Origin of the sequence: Alkalihalobacillus sp. TS-13, from assembly GCF_019720915.1 — a bacterium.
Taxonomy (GTDB): Bacteria; Bacillota; Bacilli; order Bacillales; family Fictibacillaceae; genus Pseudalkalibacillus.
The window spans coordinates 147,786-171,195 of sequence record NZ_JAHKSI010000004.1 but is presented as its reverse complement, the minus strand read 5'-3'; the positions used below and the strand labels follow the sequence as shown (position 1 = coordinate 171,195).

General features: G+C 36.9%; 21 protein-coding genes and 1 pseudogene. 13 read left to right on the top strand and 9 right to left on the bottom strand.

The window, feature by feature from the left end; genetic code table 11:
- Positions 1–19 precede the first annotated feature (19 nt).
- The 3 genes from KOL94_RS21635 to KOL94_RS21625 all read left to right on the top strand — a co-directional run bounded on the left by KOL94_RS21635 (position 20) and on the right by KOL94_RS21625 (position 4,368).
- Positions 20–1,345: an aminotransferase-like domain-containing protein gene (locus tag KOL94_RS21635; RefSeq protein ID WP_221568759.1), complete on the top strand. Its 1,326-nt coding sequence runs from the start codon at positions 20–22 to the stop codon at positions 1,343–1,345.
- 1,063 nt (positions 1,346–2,408) lie between these two features.
- Positions 2,409–3,536 (top strand): 4-hydroxyphenylpyruvate dioxygenase, encoded by a 1,128-nt coding sequence (hppD, locus tag KOL94_RS21630; protein ID WP_221568758.1) that lies wholly within the window; start codon positions 2,409–2,411, stop codon positions 3,534–3,536.
- Between the two features lie 463 nt (positions 3,537–3,999).
- Positions 4,000–4,368 (top strand): hypothetical protein, encoded by a 369-nt coding sequence (locus KOL94_RS21625; RefSeq protein WP_221568757.1) that lies wholly within the window; start codon positions 4,000–4,002, stop codon positions 4,366–4,368.
- A gap of 52 nt (positions 4,369–4,420) precedes the next feature.
- Here the strand turns inward: KOL94_RS21625 and KOL94_RS25705 are convergent, their stop codons facing one another.
- Complete coding sequence (locus KOL94_RS25705) at positions 4,421–5,299, bottom strand: helix-turn-helix domain-containing protein (RefSeq protein WP_221568756.1); 879 nt, start codon at positions 5,297–5,299, stop codon at positions 4,421–4,423.
- 312 nt (positions 5,300–5,611) lie between these two features.
- Here KOL94_RS25705 and KOL94_RS21615 point away from each other — a divergent pair, with 312 nt between their 5' ends.
- A complete protein-coding gene (locus tag KOL94_RS21615; protein WP_221568755.1) occupies positions 5,612–6,445 on the top strand; it encodes a helix-turn-helix domain-containing protein in 834 nt (277 codons plus the stop codon).
- A 287-nt stretch (positions 6,446–6,732) separates the two neighbouring features.
- On the opposite strand, the gene KOL94_RS21610 is transcribed toward KOL94_RS21615, so the two are convergent.
- Positions 6,733–7,695, bottom strand: a complete 963-nt coding sequence (locus KOL94_RS21610) for a helix-turn-helix transcriptional regulator (protein ID WP_221568754.1) — start codon at positions 7,693–7,695, stop codon at positions 6,733–6,735.
- A 113-nt stretch (positions 7,696–7,808) separates the two neighbouring features.
- Between KOL94_RS21610 and KOL94_RS21605 the strand changes: the two genes are divergently transcribed.
- Positions 7,809–8,675 carry an SDR family oxidoreductase gene (locus tag KOL94_RS21605; protein ID WP_221568753.1) on the top strand — a complete coding sequence of 289 codons (867 nt, stop codon included), beginning with the start codon at positions 7,809–7,811 and terminating at the stop codon, positions 8,673–8,675.
- A 143-nt stretch (positions 8,676–8,818) separates the two neighbouring features.
- Here KOL94_RS21605 and KOL94_RS25930 read toward each other — a convergent pair whose 3' ends face one another.
- Both KOL94_RS25930 and KOL94_RS25925 read right to left on the bottom strand, forming a co-directional pair.
- A complete protein-coding gene (locus KOL94_RS25930; protein ID WP_483298098.1) occupies positions 8,819–9,001 on the bottom strand; it encodes a hypothetical protein in 183 nt (60 codons plus the stop codon).
- 103 nt (positions 9,002–9,104) lie between these two features.
- Entirely contained in the window at positions 9,105–9,344 is a 240-nt protein-coding gene (locus KOL94_RS25925; protein ID WP_483298097.1) for a hypothetical protein, read from the bottom strand.
- A gap of 736 nt (positions 9,345–10,080) precedes the next feature.
- Here KOL94_RS25925 and KOL94_RS21595 point away from each other — a divergent pair.
- The gene (locus tag KOL94_RS21595; protein WP_221568752.1) at positions 10,081–11,307 is read left to right on the top strand and encodes an esterase-like activity of phytase family protein; all 1,227 of its coding nucleotides are present in this window, start codon (positions 10,081–10,083) and stop codon (positions 11,305–11,307) included.
- 38 nt (positions 11,308–11,345) lie between these two features.
- On the top strand, positions 11,346–11,531 hold the full coding sequence (locus KOL94_RS21590) for a hypothetical protein (protein ID WP_260412592.1): 186 nt from the start codon (positions 11,346–11,348) through the stop codon (positions 11,529–11,531).
- A 299-nt stretch (positions 11,532–11,830) separates the two neighbouring features.
- On the opposite strand, the gene KOL94_RS21585 is transcribed toward KOL94_RS21590, so the two are convergent.
- From KOL94_RS21585 to KOL94_RS25470, 4 genes and pseudogenes are all read right to left on the bottom strand, one after another.
- Positions 11,831–12,478, bottom strand: coding sequence for a cyclase family protein (locus KOL94_RS21585; RefSeq protein WP_311775214.1), 648 nt, complete (start codon positions 12,476–12,478; stop codon positions 11,831–11,833).
- Positions 12,479–12,499: 21 nt separating this feature from the next.
- Positions 12,500–12,718: pseudogene (locus KOL94_RS25700) on the bottom strand (cyclase); the annotation flags it as partial.
- A 387-nt stretch (positions 12,719–13,105) separates the two neighbouring features.
- Entirely contained in the window at positions 13,106–13,729 is a 624-nt protein-coding gene (locus tag KOL94_RS21580; RefSeq protein WP_221568751.1) for a LysE family translocator, read from the bottom strand.
- A gap of 114 nt (positions 13,730–13,843) precedes the next feature.
- Positions 13,844–14,335: a hypothetical protein gene (locus KOL94_RS25470; RefSeq protein ID WP_260412590.1), complete on the bottom strand. Its 492-nt coding sequence runs from the start codon at positions 14,333–14,335 to the stop codon at positions 13,844–13,846.
- A gap of 583 nt (positions 14,336–14,918) precedes the next feature.
- Here KOL94_RS25470 and KOL94_RS21570 point away from each other — a divergent pair.
- The 6 genes from KOL94_RS21570 (at position 14,919) to KOL94_RS21545 (ending at position 22,427) form a co-directional block, all read left to right on the top strand.
- Positions 14,919–15,059 carry a hypothetical protein gene (locus KOL94_RS21570; RefSeq protein ID WP_221568750.1) on the top strand — a complete coding sequence of 47 codons (141 nt, stop codon included), beginning with the start codon at positions 14,919–14,921 and terminating at the stop codon, positions 15,057–15,059.
- A 47-nt stretch (positions 15,060–15,106) separates the two neighbouring features.
- Positions 15,107–15,910, top strand: coding sequence for a helix-turn-helix domain-containing protein (locus KOL94_RS21565; RefSeq protein WP_311775211.1), 804 nt, complete (start codon positions 15,107–15,109; stop codon positions 15,908–15,910).
- Positions 15,911–17,800: 1,890 nt separating this feature from the next.
- Entirely contained in the window at positions 17,801–18,154 is a 354-nt protein-coding gene (locus KOL94_RS21560) for a hypothetical protein (RefSeq protein WP_221568749.1), read from the top strand.
- A gap of 479 nt (positions 18,155–18,633) precedes the next feature.
- Entirely contained in the window at positions 18,634–19,467 is an 834-nt protein-coding gene (locus KOL94_RS21555) for a MerR family transcriptional regulator (RefSeq protein WP_221568748.1), read from the top strand.
- Position 19,468: 1 nt separating this feature from the next.
- Positions 19,469–20,710 (top strand): MFS transporter, encoded by a 1,242-nt coding sequence (locus tag KOL94_RS21550; protein WP_311775210.1) that lies wholly within the window; start codon positions 19,469–19,471, stop codon positions 20,708–20,710.
- Positions 20,658–22,427 (top strand): CocE/NonD family hydrolase, encoded by a 1,770-nt coding sequence (locus KOL94_RS21545; protein ID WP_221568746.1) that lies wholly within the window; start codon positions 20,658–20,660, stop codon positions 22,425–22,427. The genes KOL94_RS21550 and KOL94_RS21545 overlap by 53 nt, the downstream gene beginning before the upstream one ends.
- A gap of 290 nt (positions 22,428–22,717) precedes the next feature.
- On the opposite strand, the gene KOL94_RS21540 is transcribed toward KOL94_RS21545, so the two are convergent.
- Complete coding sequence (locus KOL94_RS21540; RefSeq protein ID WP_221568745.1) at positions 22,718–22,855, bottom strand: hypothetical protein; 138 nt, start codon at positions 22,853–22,855, stop codon at positions 22,718–22,720.
- Positions 22,856–23,410: the final 555 nt, after the last annotated feature.

Here is a 23,410-nt window from a genome sequence, read left to right as displayed (position 1 = left end):
AACAATGGGGTGAAATTATATGAAGAAACATCAGGCAGTAGCAAACCAAATTTTAAGGCATATCGAACATGGAGTGTACGAGAAACGCCTTCCATCTGTAAGGTCATTAATGGATGTTTTTGAAGCCAGTCAAGTGACCATTACAAAGGCACTACAACATTTAGTAGAAATGAATCGGATATATGCAAAACCAAATGTAGGGTATTTTATTATTTCAAGAAAACGAAATGGTAATGCTTTTAATGGGGTATATGATTTTTCTACTGCCTCTACTTCATGGACGGATTTTCCTTTAGACAGTTATGCTCAATGTTTAGAAACAGCCATCAAAAATGAAAAAACAGAATTATTTACCTATGGGCGAACTACCGGTAATGAAGAACTGAAATATTTATTTCAAGGACTATTAGAAGAGGATCAGATTTTCACGAAAAAAAAACAAATTATGATTACAAGTGGTACACAGCAGGCCCTGCATATTCTCTCTTTAATCATGATGTCACATAAAGATTCCATTATCATAGAACAACCCACTTACCATCAGATGATTAATCTTGTTGAACGGTTGCCTTTAAATTATGTTGCTTTTCATCGTGATTTCAACCAGATTAATTTAACAAAATTAGAAACAGCGATTGAAAAACATAGCCCTAAGTATATTTATCTGATGCCACGGCTTCATAATCCACTCGGAACGACGATGAGTGTACAAGAAAAAAAGAAAATTTTAGAACTTTCAACAAAATATGATTTTCACATCATAGAAGATGACTATTTAGGAGATTTTGAAGGAAATAGCAGTTACAAAACGCTTTATGAGATGGATACAAACCAGCGTGTAGTCTATTTAAAAAGTTTCTCTAAAATTATGTTTCCAGGCCAACGGTTGGGAATCGCGGTCTTACCTGAACAAATGATTGAAGTTTTCCATAGCTTTAAAGAAATTATTGATATCCATACTAACGCCTTAAGCCAAATAATTATGCAGACATTTATAGAAAGTGGATTATATGCGCACCATAAAGATAAAATTGTATATAGGCACCAACAGAAAGCAAATACGCTTCGAAATGCATTATGTATACACTTTTCAGAGTACCAATTTAATGATAATCATCAAATGCATACAGTTATCAAACTACCGAAACAAATCAATATGAACAAACTGCATGAAGGATTAACAAAACGACATATTTTAGTCGATGATTATAAAAGCAATTACTTAAACGGATATAAAAAAAACTATAATTTTATCAAACTAAATACAACCAGTATTCCAGAAAATAAAATTAATAAAGGTGTTCAACTCATTCAGGAAGCAATAGAAAATAGTAAGGGGCTTTGATAACTCATGACTTTCCAATAACATAGAGGGGGAGAAATATTGAATTATTAGTTATTGACCTTTTTTCAAAGATACAAAGAATTGAGAATTCTAAAATAGATAATATTAAAGATAGTACGTATCTTCTGATTTTCGTATTACCCCTAAACTATTAAACTCAAAGCGGTACCATGTTTTACTCTATGTGTGGACCGGACAAAACCCTCTAACGAAATCATGTATCAAATCAGACAGCTTGCTCATATAAAGGATGAAACGAAAATGATTATTGCGTCCGGTTGGGAGCGTACCCTTTTCTCATAACCTGTATTAGGATGGGTATATATGGTTTCTATAAGTTTAATATTCCACTTACGGTAGCAATTCATCAGTATATGACCTATGATCATTTCTTTGAATCAGATTATCAGCCCACACTTTTAAATATATTTCATAAACAGTTGCATTTACAATGTGAAATTGCAATTTACCTTCCACTCGCAAGAAGCCAGAGAGAGATAGAAGTATTGCAGGATATTATATTAAATGGAGAAATAACGAGTATTTGTTCTGGAGGAAAACTGTCCAATTCAAAAAATGTAACTTCATCCTTCCTGTTTAGTTATTCCGCCAATCATTTCTTCCCTTCCATATCTGATCGATTGATTCCTTAATGGTACTTAATTAATATAGCAAACCAAAAGAAATTATTTCATCGTTTTTATGCTAGTATGAGTATCCATACTGATTTCACTGAAATGTCCAGTGAGATAACACTAAATACCGATTTTTTCTAGTACGTATCATAGGGGTTATATCATGAACATGGAGGAGGTGTTTTGTAGATTTCCCATGTTCTTCCCTATATATAAAATAATTTATGTTATGTAAATATTCTGATGGAAAACTCGACGCTTTTTCTTTTCGCCTCATAAACTAGTTGTTCGTTATTGAATGATCAATTGATATTCAGGTGCGAGGGAGGGATGGTCTTATTGAGTACATATGACCACTAATTGCTAAACATTGTCCAAATGTTCTCTAAAGTTTTAGCAACCTATTAAGAAAAAGGAGTCTATATAACATGAAAATAGTAGAAAAATACCAAAATAATGTTGCACATAATTCTTTGCGGTTTGAACGTGTAGAATATATTGAGTTTTTTGTAAGTAATGCAAAGGTTTTTTCCTATTTTTTATGTAATGCGTTCGGGTTTGAAGTAAAGGCTTATTTAGGGTTGGAAACCGGAGTTAAAGACAGAACATCCTATTTACTAGAACAAGGTAATTGTCGATTTATCATCACAGCAGGAGTGGACCCGGAAAGCGAGGTTTCCAAGTTTACCTACCTGCATGGTGATGGAGTTAAAGAAGTTGCGTTTAAGGTTGGTAATGTTGAGGAAGCTTATAAAACTGCCATTGATAACGGGGCAAAGAATGTAAAAGGTTGTTATCAGATAGAGGATGAAAATGGAATAATTCATAAGGCTATTATTGGTTCTTTTGGTGAGACAGTAAACTCTTTTATTAATAAATCTAATTATAAAGGAAAATATCTTCCCGGCTTTAAAGAGATTACGTCCCCCTTTACTACATCAAAAAACAAAGGACTATTGTCTTTTGACCATATTGTTGGAAATGTAGAGCTAGGAAATATGAATAGGTGGACTCAATATTATGAAAAAGCACTCGGTTTTACGAAATTTCAAGGATTTTCAAAAGATGAGATTAGTACCAAGTTATCCGGATTAATGTCTAAAGTATTAGAAAACGGAGATGGAAGGATAAAATTCTTAATAAATGAACCGGTAACGGGAAAAACCAAGTCCCAAATACAAGAATATTTAGATTTTAACTATGGTCCAGGCATACAACATATTGCCTTTGAGACTAATAACATTGTTAAGACAGTATCAGAACTACAAATGGCAGGTGTAGAGTTTTATAATGCTCCAGATGCATATTATGATGATTTAAACGTACGTGTAGGTAATATTGATGAGAACTTGGATCATTTAAGGGATTTAAATATTTTAGTAGATAGAGACGATGAAGGATATTTATTACAAATATTCGTTAAACCATTAACAGATCGGCCTACAATATTTTTTGAAATTATTCAAAGAAAGGGAAGTAAAGGTTTCGGCAAAGGGAATATTAAAGCCCTATATGAAGCTGTCGAAAAAGAACAAGCTTTACGTGGAACATTGTAGTATTCTTTGTTGTCATGAAGAATCCAATTAATGCCAGCATTGTACACCCACGGGCAAATTTCAAAGTGGCATATTGAATAACAGTGCGGCGATTATTCTTTGTCAGCAGCATCTTTCTCAGGATACAACCATCAGAAGATATCAAGTGAAGAAACACCTGATGGATGCGGTCATATGATAGGAATTGAGGTACTGGATCACTTAATCATCTATAACTGCATAGTATACCAGTTTGATAGATCAAGTGTGTGTATAAGTGGGAAGGAGCTAGTCTCCTTCCTTTTCTTTTCAATGAAGAATTTCATGAGCTGCTGTTTAAAAAAGCTGCAAAGTTATCGTATAAACTCTTCAAATACCGGAGTCCTAAGGAGAGTGGTATAAGTTGTTTGATTATGAGCGTTCTTTGTCTTTAGATTTTTAGGAATCCTCGTGCATTGAAAAGGATGGTTATTCGATTAGAGATGTGTCTTATTTAGGTCTTACCAAATACAGATGGATCTTTCCCTGCGGTTGTTTTTATGCATCAGGTCAAGGCAATCGAACCACATTTTTGTCTGAAGCTGAAGCTTTAGTTTTAAAAGGTATCGTTTCTCTTTTAATCACTGCCCCTGCCATGCGAAGTCGTACTCCACAAGATTTATCTGAGGAACAGATATTAAATCTTATGATAGAGACCATAACTAATATTAGACAATATACTCAGACAGTGGTTGACATCCAAAGGGGAGTTGACCTACTTTGTAGTTTCGAAAATATTGATAAAAATCTTTTCGACACCAGCAAGAACTCCCCCTTAAGTAGCACCCAAACTAGTGATGCAGCATTTCGTTAGATGTGTTTCAATTCGATCGAATGAACAGTGACAGTTTGACTGTCTATTCTGTTCAGGCCATCTTCAGGTATTCTCTTGGTGTACATCCGACAAGACGTTTAAAGTGCCGGTGAAAGTGACTTTGATCAGCAAAGCCAACTTCAGCAGCAACCTCGCTGATTGACACCTTTTTTGTCAAAAGCAGTGTCTTTGCACGATTGACTCTTAATTGAATGACGTATTGATGGGGGGGAAAGCCTGTTGCTTTTTTAAATAAACGTATTAGATGAGCAGGACTGACATTAACTTCTCTGGCCAACTCAGTTAAAGAAATATTTTGATTTATCCGATCATGTATATATTGGATAGCTGTGTTGATTTCACGATCGGAGAGATTCTTTGGCTTATACGGGTCGAATTTTGTAGAAGTATAACGTTTTAGTACATGTAGTGCTAAAAGATTACTTAATGACTCTTCATAAAGTTTGCCCCCTATTCCTCCCTGTTTGATATCCTCCATCAGCCATTGTGTTAACTGAAAGAGCTTCGGGTCATGTGTCTGTAAAATATGATGAAGCTCTATCGGACCGTTGAATGCCATTTCAGATTTATTTCCAACATCCCCCAGAAGATCTGGAGGTAATTCAATCCTGTAAAAACTTAAGTCGGTGTCCCATCGCCAAAGGCTACTTTCCCCAGCAGACAAGATAATGATATCGCCAAAGGCTAATTGCCCTTTGGTACTTTTTCCATCAACTTTCTCCCACATATTAACGGGGTTTGGTGTCAAATTAATGTTGATTTCGTGATTCTTAAGGTTGGATACATGAACTTCTTGGGGAGGTACATTTCTCCATTCAGTAAACAATATTCCATCACCATTATGAGTATGGTGCATTAACGCAGGTGGTACTTGAGCAAACGGTAAATCATTAGACTTTTTCGTATTCACAATTTGATCACCCTGACAATTTTATTCAAAAATCGGCGTTTTTTATTCAATTTTTCTGAATATAGCCAATTTATACTGTTTAGTGTATCTCATAAGCAATTCGAAAGTAAAGGAGGGAGGAACTCGCTACTTAAATGGGTCTGAAAGTGAATTTAGTATCCCAATATTTTAAAAGAAGTATTTACATCTCAATTACCAGAGGCTATCCATTTCGAGAAATGGACCAAATTATCGGGTGTAACTCCTAACCCTTGCATAGTATCTCCAAGCGAGTCACTTTAAGAAAAGCAGAACAATAGGAAGGTGTACATGATGCCTAAAAAGTATCCAGAAGTAGACGAAGTGATCAAGTATATTCATCAATATCTCCACGAACCGCTTTCGGTGTCCGAATTAGCCAGGCATGCAGCCTATAGTAAATTCCATTTCACCCGTATTTTTAAAGAGAGAATGGGTCTTGCACCTCAATATTATATTTCGGCCATCCGGCTGCAAAAGGCAAAAGACCTGCTGTTATGTACAGATTTAAGTGTCCGGGATATCGGACTGGAAATCGGTCAGGAGAGTTTGGGCACATTTACAACACGATTTACAGAACGGGTAGGGGTAACACCGTCACAATTTCGAAACTCAAAAAAGGAAGTCAACAACTATTTATCTATGCTACAAGATTGGACATTGTCCAAATCCATGTCAACGCACACGACATCTTTAGCTAAGGCAAGTGAAGGTGGCAAGATACAAGGGACTGTCCAGGCTGATGTTCCTTTTAGTGGTTTTATTTTTGTTGGATTATTTGCCAAACCGATCTTTGAAGGATTTCCATTATACGGAACTATGCTTTCTTCTTTAGGAGATTTTCGTTTTACCGGTGTTAAACCAGGCGCCTATTATCTGATGGCTACATCTGTGTCCAAGAAGATGCAAGGTATTGATATACTCTTTTCCTACAAATCATTACAAGCCGGGCTGAAAGAACCAATCATTATTGAACCGTATTCCCCTGTCCCATTTCAAAAAATGAATCTCCGTTCACCTCGTTTAGATGATCCACCAATCATTTCTTCCCTTCCATATCTGATCGATCGTTTCCTCGAAAAGGGTAAGGAAAGTATCAATCGGAAAGAAATCATTTCATCATTTTAGTGCTAAAAATGGGATCCAAAAAGAAGAGGCTCGAGAACGGAAACGGTACTCATCACTGACATAAAGTATAGACAAACGGTCTATATATACCCCTATTCAAAAATAAGAAACCTATGAAAAAATGATAAGTAGAATTCCTTTAGAGGTATTGGAATCCCTGATCGCTCTGGTATAGGAAACTATTAACCTCAGAATGAATCATCCATATATCGGGGTAACTCCAAGATACATGTAAAATATGCAGTCTTGGATGGATATTTCATCCATCCCCGTTTTATCTTTAGAAGTTATGCATCCTCGTAAAAATTAATAACTGACTTGGCCGATGACACGACTTTATCTGGAAGATCTTTAGGTGAGACAACCTTGATTTTATTTGCAAATCCCAATATGTACTCTATAGCTTCTTGCTTATCATTGAAACTTAAAGTTGCAGGTATCCATTTGTTTTCGTTTGGACTTTCCGTTTTTAAGACTTGAACGAATTTACTTGTAAAATTAATTCTCTTAATAATTGCTGGGTCTATTTCTACTTGCACTTCATATTTCGGTAATTTTTGTATAAACTCTACTTTTGATTGCCCCCAGTATGTTGCTAAATTGAAATCAATGGGTCTTTTAAATGTTTCATTTTGAACTTTTGCAGAATGTACTCGTGATACTCTGTAATTACGAAGTTCTCCATCTCTTAATGCAACAAGATACCACTTGTCTCCCTTTGCTACTAAGCCCAACGGTTCAATCAACCGTTCCTTTTGTCGTCCGTCAGCCTGTTCATAGTGAATCTTTAGCTTTTTATTCTCCCAAACAGCATGTTGAATTATTTTGAGGTCGTTCACTTTTTCTTTGGATTGTCGCCATGTACTTGTATCTATATAAATCCTTTCCCACATCGCTTGTGCTTCGGCTCGATAATTTACTGGGATGGATGCAAGTAACTTTTGCCTGGTATCTAGTGATTGGGTGTTCAGTCCTAAATCATTAAGCAATTCCTCTGAAGGGAAAAGAAAAAGGGATTTCATGTCCTCGATTGTTAATCCACTTAGTTTACTCCGAAAATTGTCTAATAGGCGCCAGCCCCCCTCTTTTCCTCTTTCAGAAACAATGGGTACCCCTGAAGTACTTAAAGCATCCATGTCTCTAAGGATGGTTCTGTCTGAAACCTCTAATTCATTTGCCAATTCCTTAGACGTCATTTTCCCTCGGTTCTGTAGTAAAATCATAATGTTCATCAATCTATCCGCTCTCATAGTATCCATCCTTTATTGAGCAAATATATTTCTTTTTTCATTTAACATGACAGAAGGTGTCGTGTTTTTATTATATACTCTTATTTAATGTAAGGGAAGGAGATGGAACGTACATGAATCTGTTAGAAAACAAAATTGCCGTTGTAGCTGGTGCTACCCGTGGCGCCGGTCGTGCAATTGCTGCCATGCTCGGTCAAGTCGGTGCCACTGTATATGTTACTGGTCGAAGCGTAAGGGGAAACCCTTCCCCTATGGGAAGACCCGAAACGATTGAAGAAACAGCAGAACTGGTGACACAACAAGGCGGAAAAGGAATACCGGTTAAAGTGGACCACACTGTCGAAAGGGAGGTCAAAGCACTTTTTGAGAAGATTAGTAAAGAACAAAACGGACAACTTGATATTCTGATCAATGATGTTTGGGGAGGAGATCCATTAACCAATTGGGATCAAACTTTCTGGGAACATAGCCTAGATGACGGATTAAAAATGCAAAAACAAGCGATCCACTCACATATCATCACAAGTCACTATGGTGTTCCATTGATGGTAAACCGTGGACAAGGACTGGTTGTAGAAATTACAGACGGCGTGAATTATAACTACAGAGGTAACCTCTTTTATAGTCTTGCAAAAATATCAGTCATTCATTTGGCAGAAGCCATGGCACACGATTTAAAAAAGTATCACATTACCTCCGTTGCTGTCACACCGGGATTTCTTCGATCAGAAGCTATGCTTCAGCATTTCGGGGTAACAGAAAATAACTGGCAGGAAGGGACTAAAATTGAGCCGTATTTTATTGCGTCTGAGACGCCTTTTTATATTGGTAAAGGGATCGCCGCTTTAGCAAGTGATAAAAATGTATTCCAAAAAACAGGACAAGTGTTAAGTTCATGGGGTCTGGCCAAAGAATATGGATTCACGGATATTGATGGTACACAGCCAGATTGGGGAACATATTTTGATGAAAATGTTTAAATGACAATCCCCGGGGGATAAATTCTGTTGTTCCGGATTGTTGTGTGCAATAACGCGCTCACGTCCAAAGAAAAGCAATTTTCTATGTCCTATAATAGACAATAGCGGACATTAAACCTTTAAAAATAAGCTGTTGATGTCCACTAAGGTCCATGATAGGCTAAAATATCATTTCCGCTAAGGATCCTGGGATGCTTTCCGATCACTTCTTCTTTGGCAAACCTCGGAGAGGTGGAATAGAGTTTCTTTTCAATTGATACAATTCCTGATTTATCAGCTTTTACCGTTTGATAAGCAGCACATTCAAATTCTTTCTCAGGAAGCATAAGCCACTCATTCTGGTCTTATTTATATAGCTCGGATTGTAGTTGTTTCTTTTCATAGTGAATCCGATCCCTGTCTTGTTCTGCCAATTCCCATAATGTTTCATTAAACTGATCGAGATGTGCTATCGTACACTCGGGTAAAAGGAAATTGTACATATTTAACCATCGCATCTACATGTTCTTTTTCATTTCCTTTGCCAGGATTGCAGAACTCATAAGAAAATCCGAAATGAAGGGTAAATCGCTGAAACGCATCTGTTAATTCTCGTTCGCCTTTTGAACGGATTTTCTTTACAGCTGGAGAAAGGTTATTAAATCGAATCGTCTTTGGTACGCCCCCCATATGGTGAAACATTCTTTTTAGTCCATCCAGTAAGCATTCTGTATTTTCAGAATGGAATACCTGAAAATTAAAAGCGTTACTGTATGGAAAGGACATCACCAAGTAAGGAAGGTTAATAATCTCCGAACCATATTTGAATGGCGCTTCTCCGAAGTCTACTTGAGCTGTTCCCGGTATAGAATCTAATGGGAGCGAAGCTTCCGAACTTTCCTTTAACTCTCTCTTTCTTTAAGACCCTTTAAAACTATGAAACTTTTCTAGCTGCTTGGAAAATGAAAGGAAGAGGATTATTTGTAAAAGTATTAAAGTGGTTTTTTATTTCCTTAACGCTGCTGCTTTATGTTTATATGGTATATGATGCATTTTTTAAGGGGAATGAGGGGATGGTATGGATTACCATTGGCTTGACGTTATTTCTTTTGGTTTCCCTTATTATAAGTATTAAAAGAAAGTGAAGGATTACACGATTTTACACCTATGGCTTCCTTTTTTGTTTTAGATGATGTGGAAACCATTTAAAACGCTAAATTAGAGATTAGAAGGGTATCAAATAAGAAGTCGTCAATGCATTGACCGGGGAGCTCTTCCCTGGTTTTTTTGATAGATATAATTATTGAGAGGAAAAGAAGTTTCTATGTTAATTGTAAAAAGGATCGAAAGACCGTTGAACAGGTGAGTTCCATTCCATATAATCTGGATGTGATAATAGCGATTTTAGCAGAGGAGAGGAGAATATATGAGGAGTGTAAGATGGTTATCAATCAGTATAATTGCGGTTCTTTTACTTGTGTATTCGTTTCAGTCGGTACTAGCGGATGAAAACAGAAATCAACCCAAAAGCGAAGAAGAAGCCAATCAACATCAGGAATGGATGGTGAATAAGGAGGACAGGCCTCCTGTCCATTCCGTCGATCATTTGAAATTGATAGGCTCTAAGATTGTTCCAAACAATGCGAAATTTAGACGGACGAGCCTGGGTGGATTCTCCGGGCTGTCATATGATCCTCGCAAACATCAATGGTACATCATCAGTGATGACAGGTCCATGATTAACCCTGCTCGTTACTATACTGGAAAGCTGAGATATAATGAAAGAGGATTCAAGTCAGTAAGGTTTACTGATGTGACGTTCTTAAAACAACCGGATGGCACATTGTATCCAAGTAAGGAACAATACAATCCAGATATGGAAGGAGATGTACCGGATTTCGAATCAATCAGGTATGACACGAGAAACGGGGGGGTCTGGTATACAAGTGAGGGAGATCGTTCACTGGACATGAATCCTCTGATTCGTCACGCTACTTTAAACGGGACTTATCAATCGGGATTGCCGATATCCGAAAATGTAAAAATGGATAAGCAATCGGCAAAAGGGTTCCGGAACAACCTTTCACTCGAGGGGAGCACCTTTTCTCCAGACGGACTTTCCTACTGGACTGTAATGGAAGGTCCTTTGTTTCAGGACGGTAGCGTTCCAACTGTGGATACAGGAGCAGTTTCACGAATCACCCGGTACGACCGTGATGGCAATGTAAAGGCACAATATGCTTATAACATTGATCCAATCCCTGCAGAACCAGGACCCGGAAAGCATGCGGACAATGGGGTAACCGATATCCTCTCGATTAATGATCATGAATTTTTGATACTGGAACGGTCCGGGGTCCAATCAGTAGATGGAAGTTTCAAGAATTACATTCGTATATACAAAATCAATACTGAAAACGCAACGGATATAAAGGATATGGATACAATTAAAAACCGTGATTTTGTACCCGTTCGCAAACAACTTGTACTTAATATGAATGAACTCGGATTATCTAATTTGGATAATATCGAAGGCATGTCCTGGGGTAAAAGGTTAAAGAACGGTCATGATAGTCTTGTCCTCGTATCGGATAACAATTTCAATGATTCCCAAGTCACGCAGTTCATTGCTTTGGAAGTGTTTCCTGAATAAGGACTACGGGTTTGGATGAAAATCAACGGTTGGACTGTATGGACAATTATTCACAACAAGATGTATGGCTGGAGATTCAAACGGAAAATGTAAAAACGGTAGAAAAATATTTGCAGGAGAGTCACATTAATAGAAGAGACGAAGTGGAGGTTCATAAAAATTCAGAGGGTTACTGGATTTCGGATCCATGTGGAACGATCCTCAGAGTCAATCCACGAAAATAATAGCTGTTTTTGGTAGACTAGTATTTTGCTCTTTGATATGTACTGGAATCCCTGCCAACCTAGGTACTGGATATATGATCTTATAATACGAAAGGGGGGCTATAATGGAATCAACATCGGGAAAAGATAAAAATTTTGGCGTACTCATATGATGATATGCTCCCCTAGGTAACTTAATAATTCTTGGTTTAATTGCCCATTCGCTTAACTTAAACTAAAGGACACGATTGTAAAAAAAGATAAAGGGAGAAAAAATGCGATTAGATCGTTTTTGTTTTCTCCCTATTTACTAAAAAAATTTATAAGATCTTTGCCATTGCTCTAACCGGAAAGGTGCCAACCCCTTTAAACTTTGGTGGAATGGCTGTAAAGGTAAATCCTTCATCTGGAAGTTGATCAAGGCAACATAAATGCTCTACAATCGGAATTTCTTCTTGAAGTAGTAGCGAATGAACTGGCCTTGATTTTCCTTGTGTTTTATCAATATTCATAGAATCAATACCTACTAGTTTTACTCTACAATCTATTAGATATTGTGCAGCATCTCGGGTGAGGTACGGATGGTTTTCAAAATACATTTCACTATTCCAATATTGATCCCAACCCGTGTTCACAAGTACGGCTCTTCCTCTTATTTCTTTTTCTCTAAAAAAGTCAGCATCTATAGCAAGTGTTTCTTTATGGTTAACACGAATAACGATCCCTTCTAAATCAACAAAATTTACTAGATTCATTTCTGATAGATCTTTGCCTTGGCTATATCTATGAAAGGGACAATCCAAATAGGTTCCTGTGTTACCAACCATTTCAACTTTGCCAATCTGGAACTCAGTTCCTTCTTCATATAGATCTCGTGATTCCTCTCTACTTAAATAATCACAAATAATAGGAGCAGGTAATCCTTTGTAAGTGACCAGTCCATGTTCAATTGTATGGCTTAAATCAATAAATGTTTCCTTCTCAGGTTTTTCGTTAAGGGGTCTACGTTTGTGTTTTTCAATAATAATTTTTTTGTTAAGAATTCTAACTTTACCAACCATAAGTAATCTCATATCCTGTACGATATAATTAGCTAACTCTTGATCAGAAATATTATCTCCAGTAATGTCCAGACGGAATTCCTGTCCTTGAATCCCACCGCCATTGGTAAATTCGATTACAAAATCAAACTGAACTCTTTTATCCATGTTATTTCCTCCTTTGAAATTAATTCTCTTCCTTTTTTTTGCAATATTTCCAGTAACACAATAAGTTTCTTCCACAATATCAGCTAATAAAAGTTATGTACATTATTCAGAATCGGGCGCAACTCTGTAACAAGAGTTGTGCTCTTTCTTTAGGAGTAGGGCCATATTCTGGAACAAAGTATTGTGAAAAAGATGTAATTTTGAAATAATTGGTATTAAGTTAAAGGGCAGGATAGTTGAAGACTCAGTTTCGAGATATTTGGATGAGAACCTTTTTTTAAATTATTCGTTAAATTTTAATTAGGCAATGTAGAAAAAAGATCTCTAACAATGGATCATTTTTCCAAGGTATAATCTTTACATAAGAAAATTAATCGTCTTCAATACTTATTTTTGGCTAAAAGCAATTTTTAATCCAATAAGGGTAAATAAAGAGCCTTGAATAATATTAATTTTTCTTGATATGATTGGGTTTTTACGGAGTAAATAACCCACCTTTTCGGAAAAGATACTTATTACTGTGAAAATAACTAATGTTTGAATTAGGAATATAATGCCATACATGAGCATTTGGTAAGTAATATTTCCATATGATTGATTAATGAACTGAGGCAAGAAGGCAAGGAAAAAAAGAGAAACTTTTGGGTTTAAAAGATTCATAATTACACCTTTTTTATATGAAGATTTAAAACTTAAAGAACCTTTTTTCTCAACGTTGAGAGTAGTATCATTGGCGGTGAATGCTCTATAAGCTAGATATAACAAGTAGGCTGCTCCAGCATATTTGACAATAGCAAAAGCCAAAGCTGATTGATAGATAATTGCAGAAATTCCTAACGTTGCGGCAGTAATATGTATTAGTAGACCTGTGCAAAGTCCAAATGTGGTTGAGATCCCTGAACTCTTACCATTGGATATGCTATGGGCTAAAACAAAAAGGTTATCTGGCCCAGGTATCAAGGTAAGTAATATAGCTGTACCCAAAAAAGAAATGATAGACCCTATATCCATTTATATTCACCTCACATTTTTTATAAAGTATAATATAGCATAGAAAGCTATATACAATAAACGCGCAATAAGTTGATTAACTTCTAACTCCATTAAATTAGGGGGCAGTCATCACTAATGGATGAAGCCCCTTTTAATTACTAATACATTTTTGAAACAAAGGGGCAAACTGAAAATAGGTTGTATGAGATAGGTTAGAAAAATAGTTTTCATTAAATCATACTGGTTAGATATTTTTAGAATATCTGTAGGGCTAACTTTAAATTTCATAAAATATTCAAATTGCATTTTTATTTTCAGTTCTGATTTTATAAAGAAAAAAAATAAAGACCCTACTAAAAATAAGTGCCCTAAAATTGTGAATAAAGACCAAAAAGTTCCACCCTGTAATTGATTCAAAAAATGTTCAAACTCGTTCCTTCCTCTTGCTCTTCCAATACTATTAATTAGTGTTACACATGGAGTTGTTAAGGAGATAACGATTACTAACAATGGAAAAAACTTAGATTTTTGTTTTATAACCCTAAATATAGCCAACCCCAGTGTTGTTAATAAAAAAATGTAATATATAGTCCAAAACCATCCAGGTAGAGTTTCCCAATTCACTTTGACCCTCCTAGTCACCCACCATCCTCATTGCCTATATAATATTGCAACTATTAAATAATATCAATTTTTCCAATTGTTTTAGTTATTGGTTTGTTTAAATATAGGGTTTATAGGTGAGGTAAGAAAAATCCATCTATGAGATGATGATGGATTAATTGAAAAAATGGAACAGTAAAAAGAGAAAAACATTGTTCAACAATCGGGGGCTTTTCTGCAATAAGCGAATACAGATAAGTCTAAAAAACGATCTTCAACAATCGGGCGCGATTGTAGAGCAACACAGGTAGAAAGTGATCAAACTTTTTTATAAAAACCAAACTTAAATCTGCTAAAGAAGAATCCTTTTTGATCAATCTTTTTTCAAAATGGATTCTTCTTATTTATCGTAAAATAAGGATTTGCGAGGTATTTTTGCTCAAACTTTATTTCATAGCTACAATTAAGAGACTAGGTTTTTTGTCCATACCTACATTTCCTTTCATCTCAATATCTTAAGAATACTATTAGTTTTGAGACAAAACATATTGTTAATCTTATGTTAACTAAATAAAGATTCGATTATAAAAGAGGTTATACCCTATTGTATAATTTAGATAAATTAGGATTAATTGAACCGCCAGAATATGTGGTGAAAGTAGCAAAAATACAAAAAGCACAAAACAAAACAACCGTCCACTTTATTTCAATGTTGGCGGTACCCCTTGAAATAAAAAATGAATAGTAGGAAGGTGGATAATGATGTCTTAAAGATATCCAGAACTAGACGAAGTGATCAAGTATATTCACCAATATCTTCATGAACCCCTATCGGTATCCTGGTTAACCCATCAAGCAGCCTATAGTCGATATCATTTCACTCGTATTTTCAAAGAAAGGACAGGTCTTACACCCCAATACTATGTTTCTTCACTACGTATACAAAAGGCAAAAGACCTGCTGTTATGTACAGATTTAAGTGTCCGGGATATCGGACTGGAAATCGGTCAGGAGAGTTTGGGCACATTTACAACACGATTTACAGAACGGGTAGGGGTAACACCGTCACAATTTCGAAACTCAAAAAAGGAAGTCAACAACTATTTATCTATGCTACAAGATTGGACATTGTCCAATTCCATGTCAACACACACGACATCTTTACCTAAGGCAAGTGAAGGTGGCAAGATACAAGGGACTGTCCAGGCAGATGTTCCTTTTAGTGGTTTTATTTTTGTTGGATTATTTGCCAAACCGATCTTTGAAGGATTACCATTATACGGAACAATGCTTTCTTCTTTAGGAGCTTTTTGTTTTACCGGTGTTAAACCAGGCGCCTATTACCTGAAGGCCACATCTGTGTCCAAAAAGATGCAAGGTATTGATATGCTCTTTTCCTACAAATCACTACAAGGTGGGCTGAAAGAACCAATCATTATTGAACCGTATTCCCCTGTCCCATTTCACAAAATGAATCTCCGTTCACCTCGTTTAGATGATCCGCCAATCATTTCTTCCCTTCCATATTTGATCGATCGTTTCCTCGAAAAGGGTAAGGAAAGTATCAATCGGAAAGAAATCATTTCATCATTTTAGTGCTAAAAATGGGATCCAAAAAGAAGAGACTCGAGAAAGGAAACGGTACTCATCACTGACATAAAGTATAGACAAACGGTCTATATATACCCCTATTCCAAAATAAGAAACCTATGAAAAATGATAAGTAGAATTCCTTTAGAGGTATTGAAATCCTTGATCACTCTGGTATAGGAGACTATTAACCTCAGAATGAATCATCCATATATCAGAGTGATAGAACTCTTTTACCGTTGAGCATCGGATAAATTCAAAGTATCATGATTGGCTCATCGATCAACACTTCGATATCTGACCCCTCTCCAAAAAAAACCGTATATACGGAAGGCTTAGACCAAAGTAGCACCTTTATTTTTTGAAGAACCGAAAAGTGTAACAAAAAGGAATCCCCCGTTATGATTCCAGTCGTTTATTGATTCAATTATTCCATCCTATTAATCCTTTCAACTAACACTAGTATATGAATCAATTTTCATTGATTATTTTTGTGATTTCAATTACAACATCTTCATCAACGTTACTGTTCACCATCAGGACATTTCCTATAGAAGCTGTAGGGATTTCCTCGTCACCATTAACTTCAAAACCTTTATCTCCATGAGCTAGAACGATCTTTCCTTCTATCCATCTTTAAACTTCCTTATTCTTTTCAAAGCTTCATGATTTATATCCGATCCGAAATCAAATCGCCTATAGCCAGTGTCTAGTAAAGGATCACGCTGCTTCCTTATCTGAATGATTATGAATTTACTGTATAACTTCTAGTTTGAACTGGATCAGTTAATTTCAACAAGTCTTCAAGACGAATCTTATCCTTCATCGAATGTTTTCCCTCTATCACAATCATAAGATCCTGACAATGAATACTTATCACAAAAGAAACTAGCCTCGGTAATTGTTCGACTTTACAACATTTTTCTTTAGCATAAATATAAATGTTACTGGAACAGCTTTGGCAGAACTTATACAACTCTAGGATATTCAATAAACGGAAACGATGGGATGATATTTTAAGAGAACATACGTTTTTCAATACAAATCCCCCTCGTAATAAGTTGTCCTACTATTAGTTTCTCACAAAAGAGCCCTTTCATATACCAGGAGATTTTGTCGTATATAGACTTCTTTTGTTTTTAAGGCCCGATAGTCTTTGACTTTTATTCCGAAAGTTTAACAGGCTTTTTTATGTATTTATCCTATGCTCCAATATAAGATCTAAAAATGGGCATTTACCAACTTAGTTAAATCGTACGTGAACTTGCAAACCAATAATTTAAAGTCCTCCACTCGCTTTTCGGTGGAGGACTTTAAAATTTACTTGTTCATTGCAAAATGTATAATCTTCTCTCTAAAAAAGAAGCAATTAAAGGTGGCCCTGGACCCTGAATATGGTGAATCTCACACGTTAAATTTAAGTAAGATGTTCAAGATAGGTTTTTCTTCTGATCCATTTCCTCTTTTCTATCTTTTTCTTCTCCTAGAACTCTAGACAAGTACAAATAATGGATAAAATAATTCAAACTATACGTCTAAGAAAGGATGCATCATACTTATGTCTATTGATTCCATCCTGTACAAATATAGCAATCGATAAGAAACATTAGAGAAAATTACATGCTAAAATCAAACAAATAACTAGATAGTTATAAAATAACCAGGGTCCCTGTAGAAAGAAATCCCTTATAGTTTCCGTGTTCTATTACGGAGATGAACTCTTTAACAGGAAGAAGGTGTGAACACGAGTTATTAGTTATAGAACCTTATTCACTCATTCAGGAAATTAGTGTTTTCTTCCTGTTTTTTGAAGGTTTAAGTGTTTACTCAATGATAAGTAAAAATTGAGTAAAACTAAAATCATATATCTCATCTTTTATATGGAGGTAGAGAATAGTGGAAAAGAAATATGTAATCGTAATTCAATCAGGAGTTAATGATATGGGGAGAGCCTACCATGGTTTATTTTATGGTATCGAATTATATCGAGCGGGTTATGAGGTTGAGATCTATTTTGATGGAACTGGAACACAGTTAATTAAAGAATTTGCTCAACCAAAACATCCATTTAATTCAGTTTATGTTGAAGCATTAGAAGTTGGGATTATTAAGGGTGCATGTGGATATTGCGCAAATTACTTGAAAACAAAAGAAGAAATAGAATCAAGTGAGGTAAATGTATTAAATGAAGAAAAGCATTTTAGTCTTACTGATCGTTTAGAGAAAGGCTATTTTCCTCTAATTCTTTGAAATTTCGCAAGGAAGCTCGATGAAATAGAAAAATAAGGAGTATCTATTGCCTTTTTATATATTTCCCTTTTATTGTAATTTACTTTACGGCCTATGACAGCAACCCTGTCACTACCCCATATTGTCCTTATTAAAAAATCTCCAGTTGTTTTTCTGGAGATTTTCTTTTCTGTTAGTACAATAGGGGTATCGCCAACATTTTGAAAAATCCTAAGCTAAGAGAGAAAACAATTAAAAGACCGACCTAATATAATTTTGAACTTAGATCCAAAGACCGCATTGCGGTCTTTTTTTATAGAGATAATAAAAAAACTAATTAAATAATGCAATACAGTTACGGATCATCTCTTCCCTACATGTCTCTAGAGCAGTATTGACCATTTCACATTCATCTGTCTTGACTTTCCCCTGCACAGGAAGGTATATACTCAAAACACAACCCAATGATGTAGGTAGACCCACGGAAAGGAGATCAAGCAATGTTTAAAATTAGTGAGTTTTCCAAGCTATCTCAGGTTTCAGCGAAAACTCTTCGGTATTATGATCAAATCGATCTGTTAAAGCCGACTCATACTGATGCGGATACGGGTTATCGTTACTATACAGCCGATCAACTCTTTCAACTGAATCGTATTCTAGCTTTTAAGGATTTGGGATTCACGCTTAATCAAATTGTTCAGTTAATGGATGATCACGTTCCAGTGGAACAAATCCGCGGGATGTTCCGACTGAAACATGCCGAAATTCAAACGCTCCTTGAGAATGAACAAGCTCGATTAAAACGCATTGAAGAACGACTGCATCAAGTAGAAAAAGAAGGTGGTATAGAGACGGGTCAGGAGGTCGTGTTGAAACAAGTGGAAGCGCAGCGTATCGTTTGTTTACGTCAACGTTCGTCCATTCAACAAATTCCCCAACTTTTTGATCAGTTGGAGGATGATTTGGAAAAATGTTTCTCTCTTTCCTTTCCTCAAATCGTACTCTGGCATGGATGTGAAGAATGTGAAGAGGAGATTGATTTAGAAGTGGGATACCGATTACAACAACAGATGTCGTCCCATTCACATCTTTGCATCCGTCTTTTGCCTGAGACTTCGATGATGGCAACGCTGGTGCACCGTTGCCATCCAGCGAGTCCTTGCTCGGCAAGCGCTGATTTAGGATTTTGGATTGAACAAAATGGATTTCGGATCAAGGAAGATCAACCTCGTCGAGAATTATTTCTACATCCTGACAAACTGGATGCCAACTATTATATCGCAGAAGTTCAGATTCCTGTAGAGAAAGTGAAAGGCCAATCCGATGCGCACTGAGGTGGACAAAAAGACACAGTCGTTGCCGATAGCACTTTGGGCGTTAACTCTGGCGACTTTTGGAATTGGTACAACTGAATTAGTCCCTATGGGACTTTTACCTACTATAGCCCATGATTTAGAAGTATCTCTTTTTGCAACTGGCCTTTTAATTACAGGGTATGCATTAGGCGTAGTTGTGGGCGTTCCAGTACTGTCCTTGTTTTCATCCAGAGTTTCTCGAAAAACTTTACTTTTGATGCTGATCGCAGGATTTTCTATTGGAAACATTCTCTGCGCATTGGCCCCGAATTATACATTTTTGATGATCGCAAGGATTGTTGTTTCCTTTATGCATGGGAGTTTCTTTGGTGAAAGTTATGTGATGGCAGCGAAGCTCGCACCACCTGACAAAAAAACAAGTGCGCTTGCATTAGTGGCAACGGGTTTGACACTGTCTACCGTGTTGGGAGCACCTTTGGGTACCTACTTGGGACTTACTTATGGTTGGCGCGTTCCCTTTTATGTGATTACGGGAATAGGCGTTTTATCACTCGCAGCAATGGCGTGGCTTATTCCCTCAATGAAACAAGAAGATATACCTTCCTTGCGGAAACAGGCCAGGGTATTGCGTCGCCCTCAGGTTTTATTGGCATTAAGCATGACTGTTTTTGGTATTGGGGGCGTTTTTACCGTCTTTACTTATATTACTCCCTTGTTAGAACAAATTACAGGAATCGCTTCACAAGATGTAGCCACGATTTTGCTTGTTTACGGAATCGGTTCGTTAGTTGGTAATATTATAGGGGGAAAACTGTCTGACTGGCGTTTAATGCCCACTTTACTTGGGTGCTTGGTTGCACTGACCATTGTTTTGACCGGTATGACTTTTACCATTCACCATCCAATTATGGCAATCATCTCGATTTTTATCTGGGGCATCGTAGCGTTTGCGCCGATACCTCCACTGCAAATGTATATCTTAGAAAAGTCCTCTGATGCCCCACAATTTGCTTCCGGTTTAAATGTCGCTGCATTTAACTTAGGGAATGCACTTGGCGCATTTTTGGGGGGACTGACGATGGAGAATCCTTTGCTGAATCTACAAGCACTACCTTGGGTGGCAGCCTCAGTTACTTCCATCGGTGTGGTTTTAACCATCGTAAGCGTGAGAGTGGATATAAAAATACTTGAAAAGAGGGATATATACTATGACGAATCTACAGCAAAAACAAATAATCACAGAGCTAAATGTACCTGTTGAAATGCGGGATGGGACTGTTTTACGAGCCAATATTTACCGACCTCATCAAGAAGGAAAGTGGCCCGTTCTTCTTACTCGCCTGCCTTATGGTAAGGACGCTCCCCCGATCCATTTTGGGTATTACGATATTGTCCGCGCGGTTCAGCAGGGATATATCGTCATTGTTCAAGATACACGAGGAAGATCAGCTTCAGAAGGAGAATGGGACCCTATCCTGACCGGTAGGTACGAAGCTTCTGATAGTGATGAAACAATCAATTGGGCAAGCAAACTTCCGTTTAGTAATGGTGAAGTCGGGATGTTTGGTTCATCTTATTTTGCTTTTACACAGTGGGCTGGTATGTTGCATCATCCAAATGCGTTGAAAGCAGTAGCTCCCTCATTTTCCTGGAGTGATCCTTTTAATGGAATGTTGTACCGGGGAGGCGCATTCGAACTTGGCTTCTTGTCCTATTGGCAATTAGGAATGCATCTTGACACACTACCAAGACTTTATCCAGATCAACAAGAGCTTGCTGCAGCTACAAAGCAGTTAATCTCGGACATTGATCAATTGAAATCAGAGATCCATTCTCTACCTTTAAAAAATTTTGCGCCTTTTATTCGTAACAAAGTGGCACCTTCTATTCTTGAGCATATCAATCGAGAAATGGATCAAGAATATGTTAATCACTTATCATTAAAAGGAAAGTATAATAAATTCACAATTCCAACACTCAATATTGCTGGGTGGTATGATATTTTCTTACAAGGAACAATCGAAAACTTTTTACAAATGCGTGATAAAGGAGGAAGCCTTGAAGCCCGTCAGAGTCAATTAGTCATCGGTCCGTGGCAACATTTGGATCATAGTCAGCAAGCTGGTGAATTGAATTTTGGCATCGCAGCTGATTCAGCTTCTATCGATTTGGTTGGACTTGAGTTACAATGGTTTGATCATTTCTTAAAAGGAATAGACAGTGATATCGCCGGTAAAGCTCCCATCAAACTTTTTGTGATGGGTGAGAATATCTGGCGAGAAGAATACGAATGGCCTTTGAATCGTACCCATTATACGGAGTATTATTTGCACAGCCGGGGTCATGCAAATACACTTCGAGGCGATGGCATACTCAGTACTGTTTACCCTGAAAACGAAACACCGGATCATTTTACCTACGATCCTTTAAAACCGGTTACCACAAAAGGTGGAGCCATCATGATGCCAAATGACTTTAACGGTGGTGCCTACGACCAAAGGGAGATTGAGTTACGAGAAGATGTATTGGTGTATACCACCTCCTTATTAGAAGAAGACGTCGAAGTTACCGGTCCGATTAAAGTGAAACTTTGGGCTGCTTCAAGTGCATTGGATACGGACTTTGTTGCGCGATTAGTTGATGTTCATCCGGATGATTCAGCGATGAATTTGACCGATGGCATCATTCGTGCCCGCTTTCGAAACACGGCAACAGGGGAAAAACCTAGCCTAATCGAACCAGAAAAAGTTTATCTGTACGAAATCGACTTATGGTCCACGAGTAATTTGTTCAGAAAAGGGCATCGCATTCGCCTGGATATCACGAGTAGCAGCTTTCCACGTTGGGATCGGAATCCGAATACAGGGCTTGATTTTGGAGAGGATCAAGAGCAAGATGCTGTAGTTGCTCGACAATCCATCTTGCATGATCAAAAACACCCTTCTTCAATTGTTCTCCCTGTTATTCCAAGAAGCTAATTTTAGATCGTAACAACACCACCTTAACCATAATGACGGGCTAAGGTGGTCTGATGTTATCGTTTATTCGCTCTTTTACCATATCCTAATTTTTCGGTAGAAACACCTACCATCCAAAAAGGTTCCCAAAATAAAAGCCTCCCCCAAAGAGCGACTTTTTCAAGTTTAAGGGAGAATACACCGACTTGTGATAGCAAAACCGTGGTGAAGTTTGCAAATCCGTATAAAAAAAGGAATATACCGGCTATTAGCGTTAAAATATAGAAAAGATTTGTTAGTTTTTTTGACTATTATTTAAGAAGGAGCAACAAAAATAACCCTCCTCCTATTTTTATAAAACCAGTAATCCAAACAACAGCAATGAATGAAGCTTCCCGCTTTTTTGCAAGATTATAATCGGAACCACCCACAGATTTTATACCGAACATTCCTCCACTCACCCAATAAAAGCTCATTAACGCAAAAAGAAAACACCAGATTGCTCCCGCATAAATATATATTCTTTTGCTTGTCTCATGATTGAACCACCTGTACCTTTTCTTTCATTTCTCATATTTACTTTCAATGTTTCCTGAAATGATCTCTATAAAAAATAACTCATCATCGGTTGTTCTAGTGTACCGTTACCTAAAACAGGGGATAAGGTTGTTAATCTTCGTATTTCACATCCTCTGTACGCTTTTTTATTGAGCCAACGTATTTTCCAGGTCCTGTACCATTCTCCGTAAATCTCATTCAGATCAGGATGATCTACCCATACAGGTACTTAAAAAATAGCAAACGATAAGAAATTTTCGTAATCTATGCATGCTAGAATAATTTCACATCGCATAAGAAAGGAAAAATATTATGACACAAGAGCCTAGTCAATCCCGGAATTGTATCAGAAAAGGGACCTGTTACTTAAAGAAAGTTTATGAAAAAAGAAGGGGCTAAATTCTTAAATGAATGTGTTCTTATGAACACTTCTTTATCCTATTGGA

Excerpts from the sequence above, each read along its gene's own strand:
- KOL94_RS21610 (WP_221568754.1), bottom strand. The coding sequence starts at position 7,695 with ATGAGAGCGGATAGATTGATGAACATTATGATTTTACTACAGAACCGA.
- KOL94_RS25925 (WP_483298097.1), bottom strand. The coding sequence starts at position 9,344 with ATGGGGGGCGTACCAAAGACGATTCGATTTAATAACCTTTCTCCAGCT.
- KOL94_RS21590 (WP_260412592.1), top strand. The coding sequence starts at position 11,346 with ATGGACAATTATTCACAACAAGATGTATGGCTGGAGATTCAAACGGAA.
- KOL94_RS21615 (WP_221568755.1), top strand. The coding sequence starts at position 5,612 with ATGCCTAAAAAGTATCCAGAAGTAGACGAAGTGATCAAGTATATTCAT.
- KOL94_RS21540 (WP_221568745.1), bottom strand. The coding sequence starts at position 22,855 with ATGTTCGGTATAAAATCTGTGGGTGGTTCCGATTATAATCTTGCAAAA.
- KOL94_RS21605 (WP_221568753.1), top strand. The coding sequence starts at position 7,809 with ATGAATCTGTTAGAAAACAAAATTGCCGTTGTAGCTGGTGCTACCCGT.
- KOL94_RS21555 (WP_221568748.1), top strand. The coding sequence starts at position 18,634 with ATGTTTAAAATTAGTGAGTTTTCCAAGCTATCTCAGGTTTCAGCGAAA.
- KOL94_RS21635 (WP_221568759.1), top strand. The coding sequence starts at position 20 with ATGAAGAAACATCAGGCAGTAGCAAACCAAATTTTAAGGCATATCGAA.
- KOL94_RS21595 (WP_221568752.1), top strand. The coding sequence starts at position 10,081 with ATGAGGAGTGTAAGATGGTTATCAATCAGTATAATTGCGGTTCTTTTA.
- KOL94_RS25930 (WP_483298098.1), bottom strand. The coding sequence starts at position 9,001 with ATGCTTCCTGAGAAAGAATTTGAATGTGCTGCTTATCAAACGGTAAAA.
- KOL94_RS21545 (WP_221568746.1), top strand. The coding sequence starts at position 20,658 with ATGACGAATCTACAGCAAAAACAAATAATCACAGAGCTAAATGTACCT.
- KOL94_RS21580 (WP_221568751.1), bottom strand. The coding sequence starts at position 13,729 with ATGGATATAGGGTCTATCATTTCTTTTTTGGGTACAGCTATATTACTT.
- hppD (WP_221568758.1), top strand. The coding sequence starts at position 2,409 with ATGAAAATAGTAGAAAAATACCAAAATAATGTTGCACATAATTCTTTG.